We start from the raw sequence: 17,533 nt of genomic DNA, 5'->3' as shown, positions 1-17,533 counted from the left end.
ACTGAAGATGTGACGATTTTTGGACAGCTGTAATAATTGGATTTCATTCTCTTCTTTAAAAAACGACGCAACCGAAACCACTTTTTCTTCACTCGCATTCCTCAGGCGAGACACAAGCCAGTTTCCCTGCCCTTATGGTTAGGGAAGCGGGTCTTGTTTGTCTCTGACAGCGCAATCGAAATTGCGCTTTTTCCTGTAGGAGTCTCGTGAATGAAGTGGTTTCTTCGAAATAAAAAAAGAGGAACAGATTCAAATCTGTCCTCATTTTTCATAAGGTTGACTGTCGCGTCAACGAATAACTTTGATTAACGTGCCAGCAATTGTTTTAACGCTTTAACTTTCTCCGGATCGACTTGACCGTCCACGAGGACAGCGGATCCGACGTGTAACTCGGTGGCGTTGGTTGTTTTAAGTAATTCTTCCGCCCGTTCGACTGTGATACCGGAGCCCGGTAAAACAATCAAGTCGGGATACTGTTCGATCAGTTCGGCGATGACAACCTGACCCTCAAGTGCTGTCGGTTGTGCCCCGGACGTCAAAATCCGGTCGACTTCTGGAAAATCAGCCAACACTTCCGCCGCTTCCATGATGTCACGGCTGCTGTCGATTGCCCGGTGGAACGTCAACGACAAGTCGCCTTTATGTTTGATGATCCGTCCAAGGAATCCTTCGTCCACACGACCGTCCGGTGTCAACGAACCGACGACGATTCCTGCTGCTCCGAGTTCCCGGATCAAATCGATGTCCGTGATGATTGTTTCCTGATCGGCTTTCGAATAAACGAATGACTTGCTGTGCGGACGCACAAGCACATGGACCGGAATCTCGACCGACGACAGAACTTGCCGGATCAACCCGTAACTTGGCGTCAAACCGCCTTCCGATAAGGCGGAGACAAGTTCCAACCGGTCAGCTCCCGCCCGCTCGGCTGCTGTTGCTTCTTCGACTGTTGCTGCAATGATTTCTAACATGATACATCCCTCCCGCCCTAGTGTATCACGAGACGACGGTCCAATTCACCCGTTCGTTGAACAGTTTCATTTCCCAGGAAGGTGGATAGGTAGAGGGGCTGAGGACGATTTTAGCACGACGGAATTCCGCGACTTTGTACTTCCGGTTTCCTTCGAACTCGTCACACGCCAAAAAGGCATAGACATCCTTCGTCCGTCCGATGATCGCCTTTTGAATCAGGGATGATTCGATGTCATCACTGACGAACCCGCGCTCGATCTCGGCCCCGTCAAATGTTAAAAACGAGGCATCAAAGGCATAGGCATCCAGTGCCTGAAGAACTTCGACCCCGACCGTCTGTCCAAATGAATCGACGGTTCCGCCGAGCAATCGAATTTCACCGTGGAATGGTCCGGTTTCCCGGCACTGTTCCAGATGACTGGCAATCGATAAGGAGTTCGTCACGATGGTCGCTCCCCCACTGAGGTACGGTAACAGATGCTCGACCGGTTCGCCCTTTCCTAAAAAGATGCAGGAGTAGTCACTGAGCCAGCCTTTGGCATAACGCGCCAGTCGCCGTGACAGTTGGTCTGTCCGCCGCGAAATCGGTGACTCCTGTTTGCCGCCCTGATAGATGGCCCCACCATAGACCCGCTTCAGTTGCCGTTCCCGTTCGAGTTCTTCGAGATACCGTCGGACCGTCTCACCGGAGACATCCAACCGATCGATCAAATCTTTTGTCATGACTTTCCCTTCTTCTTCGAGCCATTGCATGATTTGTGATTTTCGTTCCTCTCCTAATAACGACACATGACCTTCCCCCTTTACAGACAAGTACTACTTCTAGTGTAGCGAACGTCTGTAAAGGTCTTGTAAATCCGGTGTAAAAAAACGTGTAATTCCTATGAATTGTTGTTGAATTCGTTTATTTTTCAGATTAACGAGATATTCATACAAAAAAACCGAATCCTATTGCCCTTCGATCACAGAAGAACAACAGCATTCGGTCGAAATCAGTCGATTTCTTTTTTATCTTTCGCAAACATACCAATTTTTGATTCCGTCCCTTGACGGATCCGGCTGATGTTTTCACGGTGTTTAAAGATGACGAACAGGGCGAGAATCGTAAAGAACGTCGGGACGATCCAGTCCTGCTCGACGATACCAATCGTGATGGCAGCCACGATACCGATACTTGCCGAGACAATCGAGCTGAGTGAAACCATCCGGCTCAGTCGTAACGTCGTCAAGAAGGAAATCAACAACACAAGGAACAAAATCGGACTCGTCACGAGCAACATCCCGCCGGACGTCGCGACCGCCTTTCCGCCTTTGAACTTGGCAAAGACCGGATAAATATGTCCGATGACGGCCGCAAGTCCGGCAAACAGCGGGTGTAATTCGGAAGCGAGCAAAATCGGCACGAGACTCGCGACTGCCCCTTTACCGAGATCACCAATCAAAACGATGATTCCCGCTTTTTTCCCTAAGACCCGGAACGTATTCGTCGTCCCGAGATTCCCGCTGCCGTGCTGCCGAATATCAATGCCGTGTCCCCATTTTCCGACAAGCAGGGCAAATGGAATCGATCCGAGTAAATAGCCTAAAATTAAAATCCCGATGATTTCAATCATGGTCAACCTCCAACGTATTAGTGACCGACCTTCATATATTCTTCGAGAGTCTGCCCATTATTTTTAATTTGTGTGGCTGGACCGACACCAACATACCGGATGTGCCATGGTTCATACGTGTACCCAGTCCGCGACTGGAACCCACGGTCATACCGGACGATGAAGCCATACTTCGCTGCGTTGTTCGCAATCCATTTTCCTTCTTTTGTATCGCCGAGCTCTGCTGTCAATCCGTTCCCGACACTTGGAGCCGAGATATCAAACACAAGTCCGGTCTGGTGTTCACTGTGACCGGGACGCGCAGAATACTGATCGGCAGCCGCTTTTCCGTCACGCGCAACATAGTTGTTGTAAAGGACGGTCTGACGTGAACCGGAACGGAATCCGCTGACGGCGTTCAGTGTCACGCCGTCTGCTTTCGCATCGGCAAACATTTTTTCCATTTGCTTCGCTGCGGGTGCCCGCATGTAACTTTGTTCGAGGACGCCGGAATACGAGAAGCTGACGTTCGGTACGACTAAATCCGACGGTTTGTAATCAATCGGCAAGCTGTACTTTTTGTTGACGACGACTAACTCACCCAGTGACAAATCGGCTTTTGTATCTGATTTATCGACGTCCGGTGTTTCGGACTCCGGTTTCGACGGTTTGGCCGGTTCCGGATCCTGAGCAGAATCGGTTTTCCCGTCGTCTTTTTTATCGGTCGCTTTGTCTTCTGTCGAAGATGCGTCCGATGACTTCTCTTCCGTCGTTTTTTCTTCCGCTGCTTTCTCTTCGGCCGCTTTTTCTTCCGCCGCTTTTTTATCGGCCGCTGCCTGTTCTTCTGCTTTTTTCTCAGCTTCCGCTTTCGCTTCGGCTTCTTTTTTGGTTTCCGCTGCTTCTTTTGCTTCTTTTTCTTTTGCTACTTCGGCATCACTTTTTTCAGAATCTGAAGTGGCCTTTTCGTCTGCGCTTTTATTCGCCTGTTCGGTTTTTGAGTTGTCTTGCGCTTCCTGATCCCCAGGGTTACATCCTGCAAGGAGGAGCGCCAATGTACTGACTGCTACGATTTTTTTCATTTTTAATTCCCCGCTTCCTTGGTGCTATTCTATGTTACCTCTAATCGACTGATTAGAAAAGCCCTCACGCAAGAAATCCTGCTGAGGGCGGAGGCTTAATTGGAGACGAGTGCGGCATCGTCGGTACGCATTTGTTCGTAAATTGCGTGCCAGTTCGGAAAGACTTTTGGTAAGCGGATCGGTCGGAAGTTTTCTTTTTTAACGACGACATGTGTCGTTTTTGCTGACACAGCCAGTTGACCATCCGCATTCTTCACTTCGTAACCGTAAATCGTCCGCAGACCGTCATAATGATCAATCCAGACAGAGACATGTGCCACATCTCCGTACGTCAACGACCGTTTGTAATCGAGATTGACGTTTGTGACCGGCGAGACATATCCGGCTTCTTCCATTTCCTTATAATCAAGTCCGAGCGACTTGATCAGTTCCGTCCGTGCGATTTCAAGATAGACGAGATAATTCGAATGATAGACGATGCCCATCATATCGGTTTCCGCGTAACGGACCGGTATTTCAATCGTGTGCATGCAACTTCCCCCTTAAAAATCCTCTTTTTCAAGATAGGACCATTCTGAACCGGTTAAGCTAAGTTTGTCAATTAATCGGACGGATTGTTTCGCAATTGCCCGTTCGACGATCGTAATCGCGGCACGGGCATTTCCGTTCGGAACCGTCTCGATCATTCCCTCGAGTGTCTCTTTCGCTTCCTCCGTCAACTGATATCCGTACTGGGCGGCGTAATTGATGATGATTTCAATCAACTCGTCTTTGGCGTAGTTCGGGAAATGGAATTCGCGTTTAAAACGGGATTTCAGACCGGGATTGCTTGCGAGCAACGCCTGCATCGGCTGCTCGTAACCCGCGAGGACGACCACCAGATTATCGGCATGTTTCGTCATCTCGTCGACGAGCGTATCAATCGCTTCCTTGCCGAAATCGTTGGCACCGCCGTTTAACGCGTACGCTTCATCGATGAACAGGACACCGCCGAGAGCATCACGGATGACGTCACGTGTTTGTTGCGCGGTCTGACCGACGTAGCCCGAGACAAGATCGGCCCGGCTGACGACTTTCAAGTGGCCCCGCTTCAAGTAACCACACTGGCGGAGGACATCGGCATACAAAGCCGCGACGGTCGTTTTCCCGGTTCCGCTGTTGCCGCTGAAGACCGCATGCAGTTCGACCGGCAACACTTTAAATCCGGCTTCCTGTCGGCGCTTCTGCATCGATAACAACGCTTGGATCTGTTTGATTTCTGCTTTCAGCGGCTGTAATCCGACCAATTGTTCGAGTCGTTCCTCAACGGTATTATCATCTGAAGCGACAAGTTCAAAATCAGCTTGTTCGAGCAGTGCAAAATCTTCGTGACTGGCGCTTTCCCCGAGACTCGCCCCTTTTTTGAAGATGGCATCGAGGACGATATTACGGACGGCGCGTCCGTTACCGAAACTGGCGTCGACCCGTTCGCGTTCGAGCCGGGACAATAAGGCCCGCTCGGCTTGTTCCGTCAAGACATAATCGTTGACCGTCGCAATCGAACGACCGATTTCAAGCAGTTCCGTATCGGTATAATCTGCGAGCAGATAATGATTCGATTCCGGGAAACGGCTCCGCAGACCGGGGTTCGCTTTCAGGAAATCGCGCATTTCTTCCGGATACCCGGCCAGAACGACGGCAAACCGACCGGCGTATTCCCCGCTCGTCATCGCGGCAACCAGCGTATCAATGGCCGCCTGTCCGTAATCATTTCCGCTTTGTCCGGCGCGTTTTAAGGCGTAGGCCTCGTCAATGAAGAGAACACCGCCGACCGCTTCCCGGACTTTACTCATGACCTGTTCTTCCGTCTGACCGACGAACGCACCGACGAGCGACGAACGATCCGTCTCGACGACTTCCGGCCGTTCGAGCAGACCGAGTTCGTGATAGATTTTTGCCATCAGCCGCGCAAGTGTCGTCTTACCGGTTCCGGGGTTTCCCATGAAAATCATGTGGAGTGACGGTTGATCACTCGAGCGATAGCCGTCTGACGTCCGTTTTTGCTGATATTTCAAGAAGCGGTACATCTGATGCACACGCAGTTTGATGTCATCGAGACCAATCATCGCGTCAAGTTCTTCAAGCGCCGACCGTTCGACCTGTTTGATTTCTGCCGGCAGCAAGGACACGACCCGTCGTAAATCCTGCAGTGCCGTCGCCTTCAGCTCTGTCATCTCCCGGAAGGCATCGCGCGAATAAAACCGTTCCTGCAGACTGTCGAGAAATTCCGTCGCAATCTGTTCGAGCGACGCGCTCGACAACAGCAATGCTTTACCGGCTTCAAACAGTTCCGACCAACGCGCCGTATCCATCCGGCGTAAACGTTCCGTCAGTTCGACGACCCGCTCCGTCTCGTGCAGAATTTGAGCCGCCTGTTGAATCAATTCCTTTGTCGCGGACCGTTTCGCATTGGCATTGTCCGTCTCGCGGATTGTCGGAAACGTATTCGCGACCAGTAGTTGATAACTGCTCTGGAGTTGTTGTTCGATCAACAACTGTTCGAGCCGCTCCGGCAGACGGTCGTGTTGACGGATTTCCTGCATCCAACTTTCGGCCAAGGCATCAATCCGTCCCGTCATGATGTAACGATGTTCGACGAGTAAGGCTAAAATCCGGACTAACGCTTCCGTTTCCTGTAATAGACGGCTGCTCTGGGCATAACGTAAGGCCAGGACTTCTTCGACCTTCGCCCCATTTTCCCAAGCCGTAATCTGTTTGAACATCTCCTCTTTTGAGAACGTCTCCATATTGTCTTGATTCCTCCTGCTTCTCGAAAAAACCGACTTTGGTCGCCACGTTGTGACGCTCAAGTCGGTCTGTCCTCATTTAGCTTTTAACCAGTTTGGATCGAATGTATCCAGTGTCTCGATCTTTTTCATCTTGACGGAGTAAAACAGCTTTCCGTTATTGCGGGATTCGGCGCCGAGTACTTTCGACCGATCGGACGCGACATAATAGGTCGCTTCTTCCGCATTGTCATCCTTGTCGAAGAACGATGGATACTGTTTGATCCATTCTTTCGGGACTGTGCTCGAAGGCTCTTTTTTGACATAGACGTCAGCCGCATTTCCGGCGATATCGGCTTCACCTTCGACTTGACCAAAGTCACCGTCTTCAATGAACTTGATGATTTGTTCGTTAAAGCCGCGTGACAAGAATGGACGCGGCGCACTGACACTTTTCGATGCTTTCGTCTCATTCAACAGTTTACCGTCCGCATCATACTCACGGAACATCTTCCCGTCCCAAATCGCCATCGTTCCTTTTGACGGACCGTCGATGACTTCTGTCCGGAAATGTCCTTTATCATCAAAAACGACTTCATATGTCCGTGTCTCGAGTGCATCTTCTGTCGTCGACAATTTCTTTTCGACGTATTGGATGCGCGACATCGTATAAAACGGTTTGACCGGATCAGCTTTATCTTCATTAGCGGTCTGTGTCTTATTCAATAGGTAAAAATTATAGGCAAGGAGTATCGCCATTGCCACGATTGCGACTGCAATCCATGTGCTCGTTCGTTTCGTCATGCCATGTACACCATCCTATATTTGTCTCGTTTCATGTTAATGGTATCGGTTTTAGGCTTAGAATACAAAGGGTTTGTCCAAGATTCCTGCATTTCTGAAGAAATACGTCAGACTTTTGAACAATTGATTCTGTTTTTTAGAAAAGTAGCCGGTTCATCAAAAAACCGGACTGCCCGTTCAGAGCAATCCGGCTGTGTTAATCGGTTTTTGGTTCGAGCGAGACAATCATTGATTCATCAACCAGGTAATAGAGATGCTTCGGCAACTCCCGTAAATATCCCTGCTCAAACAGCTTTGCACCATCGACCTGGAATGTCTTCGAGTGCGGTTTGAGCGGCAACTTCCGTTCTTTCTCGAAGTACCGGTCGACTGCAATCTGGACATGATCCATCTCATAGACCGTCAAATGGTCTTTCGCTTCCATGATCGTAAACGTCTCGCGTGACATATAGAAGACTTGCGTCGAGCGGGCACCAAGATATGGCGCAAGTTGCGTTAAATCAATCCGTTGTTCTTCATCGAGCAGAATCGTCCGGTTCGTTCCTTTCGGCAACGCCGATTCAAACGCATGTGTCGCCCGTTTGACTTCATCGAGCGTGACGTCGCGAACCGGCAGCTCGGGTTCTTCTTTTGCTTGAAACCATTTCTTGAATCGGTTCACGGTCTCGCCCCTTTCTGCATCAAAAAAGGTGGGGTTGCCCCCACCTCAAACGTTAATGTAAACGGTTTAGTTTTGCAAGCGTTCGCGGAGAACCATCGGTAAGATTCCGCCGTGACGGTAGTAATCGATATCGACTTCTGAATCAAAACGAGCAATCGCTTCGAACTTCGTGACTTTTCCGTCTGCAGCTGTCGCTGTGACTTCGACGATGTCACGCGGACGAACTGACTCGTCGATTGCGATACTGATTGCTTCTTCACCTGTTAAGCCAAGTGATTCAGCCGATGTGCCAGCTACGTATTGGAGCGGCAAGACACCCATCATGACGAGGTTCGAACGGTGAATCCGCTCGAAGCTCTCGGCGATGACGGCTTTGACACCAAGAAGGTTTGTTCCTTTTGCTGCCCAGTCACGTGATGAACCCATTCCGTAATCTTTACCAGCGAGGATGACAAGACCTGTGCCATCTTCTTTGTACTTCATCGCAGCGTCGTACATCGCCATTGTTTCGCCTGTTGGCCAGTACGTCGTGAAGCCGCCTTCTGTACCTGGAGCAACTTGGTTACGGATCCGGATGTTCGCGAATGTTCCGCGCATCATGATTTCGTGGTTACCACGACGTGAACCGTATGAGTTGAAGTCTTTTGGTGCGACACCTTTGCTGACAAGGTATTGTCCGGCTGGTGTCGTTTTCGAGAATGAACCGGCTGGTGAGATGTGGTCTGTCGTGACAGAATCCGCAAACTTACCGAAGACACGGAGATCGTTTAATGCTTCGACATGACCGGCTTCTTTCGCCAAGTTCTCGAAGAACGGCGGGTTTTGGATGTATGTCGACTCTTCGTCGAAGTCATACTGATCGCCTGTCGGCACGTCAAGATTGTTCCAGCGTTCGTTTCCTGTGAAGACTGAATCGTACTCGGCACGGAAGCTTTCCGGTGTGACGACCGTGTTGATGATCGTTTGGATTTCGTCACGTGACGGCCAGATGTCCGCGAAGAAGACTTCTTGTCCATCTTTGCCTGTTCCGAGTGACGCGTTCATGATGTCGACGTCGACTGTTCCGGCAATCGCGTAGGCGACGACGAGTGGTGGTGATGCCAAGTAGTTCGCTTTGACGAGCGGGTGAACCCGTCCTTCGAAGTTCCGGTTTCCTGAGAGGACAGACGAGACGAGCAGGTCTGATCCGAGGATCGCGTTTTCGACGGCAAGGTCAAGTGGACCCGAGTTTCCGATACATGTCGTACATCCGTAACCGACTGTGTTGAAGCCGAGTTGATCGAGGTACGGTTGAAGTCCTGATTTCTCAAGGTAATCCGTTACGACTTTTGATCCCGGTGCAAGGGATGTCTTGACGTATTTCGGAACCGTCAATCCAAGTTCGATTGCTTTTTTCGCGACGAGTCCGGCACCGATCATGACGTATGGGTTCGATGTATTCGTACAGCTCGTGATCGCTGCGATCGCAAGGTCTCCCGTACGCATCTCTACCGCTTCGTCTTCGTATTGAACGACCGCGACTTTGCTTGCTTCGTCTTCCGCAAGACCAAAGCCCGCGTTACCTTGTGGTGCCGTCAATGCTTTTTGGAACGACGTGTGGACGTCCGTCAAATCAATCCGGTCTTGTGGACGTTTTGGTCCGGCAAGAGCAGGAACGATTGTTGAAAGATCCAGTTCAACCGTCTTCGTGAATGTTGGATCTTCGTTTTGCGGCGTGTAGAACAAGCCGTTTGCTTTTGAGTAGTTCTCCACTTTTTCGATCAATGCTTCATCGCGGCCTGTCAAGCGAAGGTACGTCAACGTTTCCGTATCAACCGGGAAGAATCCGCAAGTTGCGCCGTACTCAGGTGCCATGTTGGCGATTGTCGCGCGGTCAGACAGTGACATCAAGTGAAGTGACGGTCCGAAGAACTCAACGAATTTACCGACAACGTTTTGCTGACGCAACATTTCTGTTACGCGAAGGGCAACGTCCGTCGCTGTTGTTCCAGGGTGCATTTCACCTGTGATGCGGACACCGATGACTTCAGGAACCGGGAAGAATGACGGTTGTCCGAGCATCCCTGCTTCTGCTTCGATTCCACCGACACCCCAACCAAGGACACCAAGTCCATTGATCATTGTTGTGTGAGAATCCGTTCCAACGAGTGTATCCGGGTAAACATCAACCGAACCGTCTGCTGTTTCTTTTTCAAGAACGACAGATGCCAAGTACTCAAGGTTAACTTGGTGGACGATTCCTGTTGCAGGCGGTACAGCACGGTAGTTATCGAATGCTGTTGTCGCCCAGCGTAACAATTTGTAACGTTCTTCGTTACGTTCGAACTCAAGATCCATGTTTTCAGCGAGTGCACCGGCAAATCCGTAAGAATCGACTTGAACCGAGTGGTCAACGACGAGATCAACCGGAACTTCCGGGTTGATGACTGATGGATCTCCACCGAGGTCCTGCATCGCTTTACGGAGTGACGCGAGGTCGACGACAGTCGGAACGCCTGTGAAATCCTGTAAGATGACGCGTGACGGCTTGAACGGCACATCGATATCATTCGATACTTGGGCAGTTCCCCATTTCGCCAAGTTTTCGACATGCTCTTGTGTAATCGAACGACCGTCTTGTTGACGAAGAACAGATTCAAGCAGCACACGGATTGAATACGGAAGACGTTTGACTTCCGTCAGACCGAGTTCTTCCAATTTTTCAATGCTGTAATAGTTGTAATTTTTACCGTTTGCTTCAAACGAACGGCGTGCACCAAAGACGTCTTGCGATGGTTGCGTTTGCTTCATGCTGATTCCCCCTTTAAGTGTTGACGACATCAAGCCCCTGATACCGCTTACTTGTACAGCTCTATCATAGTATAATATGAGCCCCGTTACAATTTGAAAGAACAAAAGACCTTCAATAAGTTTTACTTATCACCTAATTGAGAAGCTATATCAATCATATGCTCATGACGGCACACCGTTTCTAGTTTTTAATGGTTCTGTTACGGGTACAAGTAAATTGTAGAACGACATCAGAATTTTCTGGAGGCGGAAATTATGGCACAATATAAAAACAATGAAGCAACGCACGTCGTCACAACGATTATTTTCAACGATCTGGAAAAAGCCAAAACCGGTTTTGAGACGATCAAGGACCTCGAAGCAATCAAAGAGATTGAAATGGAACAGATGGTGCTTGCTGAACGCAATGAGACGGACGGCTTCTCGTTCATCGATGCGATCGACTTCACGCAACAGGATCAATCGTTTAAAGGCTCCATGATCGGAATGGCAGTCGGCGTTGTCGGCGGACCGTTCGGCATGCTCATCGGTTCCGTCGCCGGTTACCTGATCGGCGCGAACCGTGACGAAAAAAACGAACGCGATTCGTTTGATTTGTTTAACCGGACACTCAACCAAATTAATCCTGACCACTACGGCGTCATCATCATCAGTGAGGTCAACGAGGATTCGGAAGCGATCAACGCGATTGCCGCTGAACTCGGAGCGACCGTGCGCCGGACCGGTGAAACGTTTACGGATGAGACGGTTTAATTAAAAAAATATTGTTGCTTCGCCCCCGTTGTTTCGGGGGCGTTTTTGATGTCGATAGTTGTATATACTTATTCGTGTTAATTGTAATAATAGGTAATTATCACAATTAACTTGATAGGGTGAATTAGGTCACATAATATTTTTATATTTTTAACATCCTAGCATTTACAGCAACAATGACGGTGCTAAGACTCATTAGCACTGCCCCAATCGCTGGAGATAAGATCACACCATAGGGAGCTAGAACGCCTGCTGCTAGTGGTATTGTTATAATGTTATAACCAGCTGCCCACCATAGGTTTTGAATCATTTTGTTATAAGTGCTTCGGGAAAGTTCAAGAATAGCGAGAACATCCTTCGGATTACTTCTGACCAGTACGATATCAGCGGTCTCAACTGCCACGTCGGTTCCACTACCAATCGCAATCCCTACGTCAGCTTGCGCCAGTGCGGGTGCATCATTAATGCCATCACCGACCATGGCTACTTTCCTACCTTCCGATTGGATGTTTTTTACTTGTCTTGATTTATCATCAGGTAAAACTTCTGCATGAACTTCGTCAATACCTAACTGTTTGGCAACCCAATGTGCGACCTTTTTATTGTCACCGGTGAGCATGATTGAATTTATGTCTCTGTTTTTAAGAGCAGTCACAGTCTCTTTTGCTTCTTCTCTTACTAAATCAGCAAGTGCAATCATTCCTAGTAGTTGCTTGTTTTTCAATACAAATATGACAGTCTTTCCTTCTTCAGATAATTTTTCAAAAGCGAGCTCATCAATCGTTATTTTTTCTTGACGAATATATCGAGGACTCACTACACGAATTAATGTACCCTCTACTTTTCCTTCCAATCCGATTCCTGTCATCGACATAAAATCTTCAACCGATGGAAGTGATAGTTGTAGCTCTTCTGCTCTTTTCACTACACCTTTAGCAAGAGGATGTTGGGATGAACGTTCGACTCCAGCTGCTAGACGAAGTAGTTCGGTTGAGGAAATTTTATCAGCTGGCACTATATCAGTCACTCCAAAATTACCTTGCGTTAAAGTACCTGTCTTATCAAAAATAATGGCGTCTAATTTCCGCGCCTCTTCAAACTGTGTCCGATTTCGAATCAATAACCCTTTCTTAGCAGCCAGGGCCGTCGAGACAGAGACGACCAATGGCGCTGCAAGTCCTAGTGCATGGGGACACGAAATGACCATGACAGTCACCATACGCTCGATCGCAATACTGAGCGGATATCCTAGTGCAAGCCAAATGATGAATGTCAGTACACCGGCCAAAACAGCGACGTAGAAGAGGATTTTTGCTGCACGATTCGCTAAATTTTGTGTTTTAGATTTAGATGCCTGCGCTTCGCTGACTAATTCGATTACTTTTGATAGATATGTGCCTTCACCCGTATTTTTCGTTTCAACGGTCAAGCTTCCTTCTTGGTTAATGGAGCCAGCAATTACGTTATCGTCCACTTTCTTTTCGATGGGAAGAGATTCACCTGTCAGCATCGATTCATCAACTGTCGTTGCTCCTTTTATTATCTTACCGTCAACTGGAATTTGCTCCCCAGGTTTGATCAGAATCACGTCACCAGTCTGTAATTCCGACACCGCAATATCTTCTATTTTTTCATCATCAATTCGATGCGCAATACTGGGTAACAATTTCACTAATTCTTGTAGCGCGTTAGACGCGCCCATGATTGACTTCATTTCAATCCAATGTCCTAAAAGCATAATATCTATGAGCGTTGCTAACTCCCAGAAAAAGTCATGCCCCTCTCCTAGACCTAAGATGATGCCAACACTATAAAAGTATGCAACGCTAATCGCTAAAGCGATCAACATCATCATTCCCGGATTTTTTTGTTTCATTTCGTCTAAGCTACCTTTTAAGAACGGCCATCCACCATAGAAGTAGACAATTGTGGATAAAGAGAGCAAAACAACGTCGTCATACGGAAAGCTAATGTTGATACCCGACCACTCTTGAATCATTTTGGAAAGTAGCAGGATTGGAATAGTCAATATTAACGATACGAGAAATCTTTTCTTGAAGTCTCCAATCATTCCTTCATGTTCATGATGTGAAGGACCCATTTGTTGATCTTCATGCTGAGTATGTTCGTGATCGATATGGTGATCCATAAGAAAGCCCCCTTTTACGTACTGTATACCCGTATGGTATATATATAGATATCCTACTCATATAGAGTGACCTATCGTTTTTCTTTAAATTATTTTTATATATAAAATGTATTTTGACACATTAAAAATTAAAAACTATCATACAGGTAGGGTATATCTTTTAAAATAAGACCCTTTTTTGAAGAAGACTATTTAGCGTAAAAAAACAAGTGCTGGAACTTTAAAAGGTATTGAAGGACAAGTTCGAGGTATACATCAAACGATTGATGACGATTCGTGAATTAACTGAACCAATGAAAACTATGCTCGAATGGATGAATAGATATTATCATGCACAGAAAAATGAGCTACTAGAAAATACGAAAAATGCTTATTCAAAGGCTTTGTTTTATGCACCTACAAAATTATCTCGAGGGAGAATAGCATCGTGAAACTTAACATACTCTTAAAAAGCGTAAGCCTTATTAGCCTATCCTTGATCGCGGTCGGTTGTGCTCAAGACCCGACGAAGTCTTCTACTGACAATCCTTCAAAGGAAGTCAATCATGCGAAACATATGAGCGGTGACAAGATTGAAGAAACATCCTCATCGTCGATACTCCCTACGTTTTTAAAAACTCAACCTGAAGATGTACGAAATGTTTATCAAGCTGTAGCGAAAAATCGTAAACTACTAGAGAAAATGCCTTGTTATTGTGGATGTGGTGAAACAGTCAATCACAAAAATAATTATGATTGCTTCATAGAAGAAAATACGACGGATGGGTCGGTGAAATGGACAAGCCACGGGACAACATGCAGCACATGTCTTGAGATTGCTGTAAAGTCTATTTTGAAGCAACGGGATGGAGAATCGATTAAAGATATTCGTTCTGAAATCGATTCTTCCTATAAAGATGGCTACTCGAAACCGACACCCACTCCTTTATGATTTTTATAATGACACTTTTGCTTATCTAGCAAGAGTGTCATTATGTTTCATCCTCACTCCAACGATATCCTCTTCCCCAAATTGTTTTCAGATGGCTATCAATTGGATAATCTAACTCTCTTAACTTCTCTCTGATCATTTTAATGTGAGAGTCCACTGTCCTTGGATCCGATTCTGATGTATAAGACCAAACGAATTCGTAAAGCTCCAATCTGTTGAATAGTCTTCCTGGATGTTGAAGAAATAACCTCAGTAACGCATGTGCTTTGGGTGTGAAATCAATCGACTTACCATCTAACACAATTAAATCGTTGCTCTCATCGAACGTAAGTCCTTGGTATACAACGGGTTCCTTTGCTTTTCTTCTCATGACAGATCGAACTCTTGCTAGAAGTACGTCCCCGTTAAATGGCTTTGTAACATAGTCTGTAGCTCCAGCATCTAGTCCTTTGACGATGGATTCAGCGTCATTTAGAGCCGTTATCATGATGATAGGGACTTCGGGATGAGAATCCGTTATCTTCTTACATACTTCGAACCCATCATACATTGGCATCATGACATCCAGTAAAATCAAATCGAAGGTTTCTTTTTTCACTTTCTCTAAAGCTTCAATCCCGTCATTCGCCATACTACATTCATATCCTATTGGTTCTAGATAGAGTCTTAATAATTGCCTCATTCTTATTTCATCATCAACAATTAATATTTTATCCATCCTAGTCACCACCTTTTACATAAAAATTTAATTCTGAATGATTGTTAAGCTATTTCCTCATAAATTTCACGAACTTTCTATATAATCAACTCAAACTATGAGATGGAGTTGATTTTCATGAGAGCGTTTATGAAGAGTTTAATCGTTGTCCTCTATGTATCCTTCTTTTTTCTAACCATATTACTGGTCTATAAAGGTTATGAGATTTTTCATAACCAAGTATCGTAATTCTTATAAATAAAGGAGCATCACCTTTTTAGCTCATACCTTTTTGTCAGTATAGAGGCATAGATGCTCCTTCATTTTTTACGCTAATCTTTAAGCAATCAATTTACGACAGACTTTTGCACATTCATTACAGGCTTCAGCACACTTTTTACAATGATCGTGATCATGTTTCGAACATTCGTCGGCACATTTTTCACAGATTTCAACACAGCTTCTAGCAAGAACACTGATATTGCTGCTGTTTCGAGAAATAGCTTGTACTAAAAGACTACAAATTTCAGAACAATCTCTATCTAAACGTATGCACTCTACCATCGAAGAAACATGATGTTCACTCAAACACGCATCAAAACATTCATTACAAGTCACTATACAGTTGTGTAGAACATCTAAGACTTCTTTTTGCCCAGTATTCATTTAAAAAACCTCCATTTTTCATCTTTTTTATTTGAGTTACACAAAGCCTATTTCCTTAATTTGTGAAGAAAAGATGAAAACAGCTACCTATTTTTTAATCTACTTTCAACTGCCCCATCATTCCGTTCTCTTCATGTTCAAGGATATGGCAATGGTACATAAATACCCCTTTTTCCTTGAAAGTCATCTGAATCTTAACTCGTTCTCCAGGTTTTATGGCGATAGTGTCTTTTAGACCTGTTTCTTGCTCATTCATTTTCTGTCCGTTTCGCTCTAATACCTTGAATTGGACTCCATGAATGTGGAAAGGATGAGTCATTCCGCCCATCATGTCTTTTTTATTATAGATTTCCCAGACTTCCGTCTCTCCTTTTTTTGCTTTAATATCGATTCTTGTCTCATCAAACTTCTTTCCATTGATTTCAACATTTTTGCCCATTCCGAAGAGAGTTAACTTCTGATTCACTTTAGATGAGGTCTTGAGCAGCTTTTCATTTACACTTTTCGGTGCCAATGCACTTAGGCTCGTTCCTTGTTTCTCCTTCAGCTTGAAGTTAACGACTTTCACTCCATTTGTCTCCAATGCAACCGTCTCACCAATTTTTCTTTTTGAAAAATCTACCAATACCTCTATACGTTCGCCTGGACTTAAATCAATTTTCTTTACGTTTTTCGTTTTTGAGATGTAACCACCATCATCAGCAATTTTTTTGAAGGATGAACCATCAGACAACTTTACTGTATAGTTACGTGCATTAGATCCATTTATCAATCTAACTCTAAGTTGCGAATACTTTACGTTAAAATATGGATTAATCGTCCCGTTTACGAGAAGGGTATCACCTAAAGCCCCGTCTGCTTTTTCTACATCAGCATAGTCAAGAATATTTTTATTTTTAACTTTTCGATCTTGAAGAATTAACGGAATATCATTTTCACCATATTTTTGAGGGAATATTGACTCACTATTTTTTTCATCTTTTACGTACAATAATCCTGCTAACCCCTTGTATACTTGCTCAGCAGTCTTACCCATTGGATGTGGATGAAACCACAATGTCGATTCATTTTGCTTCACTTTAAACTTTACTACCTTCGTCTCACCAGCTTTCACGACCTGATGTGGTCCGCCATCTACGGATGATGGTACAACAAGACCGTGCCAGTGGAATGTAGTAGCTTCTGATAAGCGATTCACCGTACGGATTGTTACCGTCTTTCCTTTTTTCAACTCCACTACAGGACCTAAATAATTTCCGTTATACCCTAGAGTTTTAGTCTTTTCACCATCCCGAAAGAACTGTGTTTCCCCTTCTTTAGCGACAATCGTGTATTGAATGGAATTCTTGGTTTCACGATCGGCTTTTAGCATCTTAGGGATGTTTAATCGTCGCTCTTTTTCTTCAGTCGATTTTAAATCGACACTCGCACCATGTCCCATACCTTCCATCATAGTCTGATTTGTACTAGTGTTTCCTCCATTCATCATAGATCCCATGTGCTGTTTGTTATTTGACATAGTACCTCGGGTAAGAAGTAAATACGAACCGCCCACTATAATCACGAGAGTAAAGATACCGATAGTTGCGATTAACCATGTTTTCTTCACATTGATCATTCCTTTCAACTAATTATTATTTTTAACTTAAAGAATGATTGTGAAAGAAATATGTC

Annotated in this window: 16 protein-coding genes; 3 read left to right on the top strand and 13 right to left on the bottom strand. The window is 45.8% G+C overall.

The genetic code is table 11. From position 1 onward, the window contains the following. Positions 1-305: 305 nt before the first annotated feature. The 9 genes from R7V76_RS09865 to acnA all read right to left on the bottom strand — a co-directional run bounded on the left by R7V76_RS09865 (position 306) and on the right by acnA (position 10,663). Positions 306-971: a copper homeostasis protein CutC gene (locus R7V76_RS09865; RefSeq protein ID WP_318092299.1), complete on the bottom strand. Its 666-nt coding sequence runs from the start codon at positions 969-971 to the stop codon at positions 306-308. A 25-nt stretch (positions 972-996) separates the two neighbouring features. Beyond that, positions 997-1,761 (bottom strand): DeoR/GlpR family DNA-binding transcription regulator, encoded by a 765-nt coding sequence (locus R7V76_RS09860; protein WP_318092298.1) that lies wholly within the window; start codon positions 1,759-1,761, stop codon positions 997-999. Between the two features lie 203 nt (positions 1,762-1,964). Beyond that, positions 1,965-2,585, bottom strand: coding sequence for a glycerol-3-phosphate 1-O-acyltransferase PlsY (gene plsY, locus R7V76_RS09855; RefSeq protein WP_318092297.1), 621 nt, complete (start codon positions 2,583-2,585; stop codon positions 1,965-1,967). A gap of 17 nt (positions 2,586-2,602) precedes the next feature. Further along, positions 2,603-3,643, bottom strand: a complete 1,041-nt coding sequence (locus tag R7V76_RS09850) for a M15 family metallopeptidase (RefSeq protein WP_318092296.1) — start codon at positions 3,641-3,643, stop codon at positions 2,603-2,605. Positions 3,644-3,738: 95 nt separating this feature from the next. Then, entirely contained in the window at positions 3,739-4,173 is a 435-nt protein-coding gene (locus R7V76_RS09845; protein ID WP_318092295.1) for an acyl-CoA thioesterase, read from the bottom strand. 12 nt (positions 4,174-4,185) lie between these two features. Further along, entirely contained in the window at positions 4,186-6,429 is a 2,244-nt protein-coding gene (locus R7V76_RS09840; RefSeq protein WP_318092294.1) for an AAA family ATPase, read from the bottom strand. A 75-nt stretch (positions 6,430-6,504) separates the two neighbouring features. Next, the gene (locus R7V76_RS09835) at positions 6,505-7,212 is read right to left on the bottom strand and encodes a hypothetical protein (RefSeq protein ID WP_318092292.1); all 708 of its coding nucleotides are present in this window, start codon (positions 7,210-7,212) and stop codon (positions 6,505-6,507) included. A gap of 196 nt (positions 7,213-7,408) precedes the next feature. Further along, positions 7,409-7,873 carry a DUF3939 domain-containing protein gene (locus tag R7V76_RS09830; protein WP_318092291.1) on the bottom strand — a complete coding sequence of 155 codons (465 nt, stop codon included), beginning with the start codon at positions 7,871-7,873 and terminating at the stop codon, positions 7,409-7,411. 66 nt (positions 7,874-7,939) lie between these two features. Then, the gene (acnA, locus tag R7V76_RS09825; protein WP_318092290.1) at positions 7,940-10,663 is read right to left on the bottom strand and encodes an aconitate hydratase AcnA; all 2,724 of its coding nucleotides are present in this window, start codon (positions 10,661-10,663) and stop codon (positions 7,940-7,942) included. Positions 10,664-10,918: 255 nt separating this feature from the next. On the opposite strand from acnA, the gene R7V76_RS09820 reads away from it, so the two are divergent. Then, positions 10,919-11,416, top strand: coding sequence for a hypothetical protein (locus tag R7V76_RS09820; protein WP_318092288.1), 498 nt, complete (start codon positions 10,919-10,921; stop codon positions 11,414-11,416). Between the two features lie 142 nt (positions 11,417-11,558). Here the strand turns inward: R7V76_RS09820 and R7V76_RS09815 are convergent, their stop codons facing one another. Further along, positions 11,559-13,565, bottom strand: a complete 2,007-nt coding sequence (locus R7V76_RS09815) for a copper-translocating P-type ATPase (protein ID WP_318092287.1) — start codon at positions 13,563-13,565, stop codon at positions 11,559-11,561. A gap of 266 nt (positions 13,566-13,831) precedes the next feature. Between R7V76_RS09815 and R7V76_RS09810 the strand changes: the two genes are divergently transcribed. After that, positions 13,832-13,996, top strand: coding sequence for a hypothetical protein (locus R7V76_RS09810; RefSeq protein WP_318092286.1), 165 nt, complete (start codon positions 13,832-13,834; stop codon positions 13,994-13,996). Further along, on the top strand, positions 13,993-14,496 hold the full coding sequence (locus tag R7V76_RS09805; RefSeq protein ID WP_318092285.1) for a PCYCGC motif-containing (lipo)protein: 504 nt from the start codon (positions 13,993-13,995) through the stop codon (positions 14,494-14,496). The genes R7V76_RS09810 and R7V76_RS09805 overlap by 4 nt, the downstream gene beginning before the upstream one ends. Before the next feature lie 40 nt (positions 14,497-14,536). Here R7V76_RS09805 and R7V76_RS09800 read toward each other — a convergent pair whose 3' ends face one another. From R7V76_RS09800 to R7V76_RS09790, 3 genes are all read right to left on the bottom strand, one after another. Beyond that, on the bottom strand, positions 14,537-15,214 hold the full coding sequence (locus R7V76_RS09800) for a response regulator transcription factor (protein ID WP_318092284.1): 678 nt from the start codon (positions 15,212-15,214) through the stop codon (positions 14,537-14,539). Between the two features lie 318 nt (positions 15,215-15,532). Next, positions 15,533-15,859 (bottom strand): four-helix bundle copper-binding protein, encoded by a 327-nt coding sequence (locus R7V76_RS09795; RefSeq protein ID WP_318092283.1) that lies wholly within the window; start codon positions 15,857-15,859, stop codon positions 15,533-15,535. Positions 15,860-15,953: 94 nt separating this feature from the next. Next, positions 15,954-17,468 carry a multicopper oxidase family protein gene (locus R7V76_RS09790; RefSeq protein ID WP_404277108.1) on the bottom strand — a complete coding sequence of 505 codons (1,515 nt, stop codon included), beginning with the start codon at positions 17,466-17,468 and terminating at the stop codon, positions 15,954-15,956. Positions 17,469-17,533 lie beyond the last annotated feature (65 nt).

Source organism: Exiguobacterium artemiae, from assembly GCF_033342815.1.
Taxonomy (GTDB): Bacteria; Bacillota; Bacilli; order Exiguobacteriales; family Exiguobacteriaceae; genus Exiguobacterium_A; species Exiguobacterium_A artemiae_A.
This window is presented reverse-complemented; position numbering and strand designations above follow the sequence as displayed.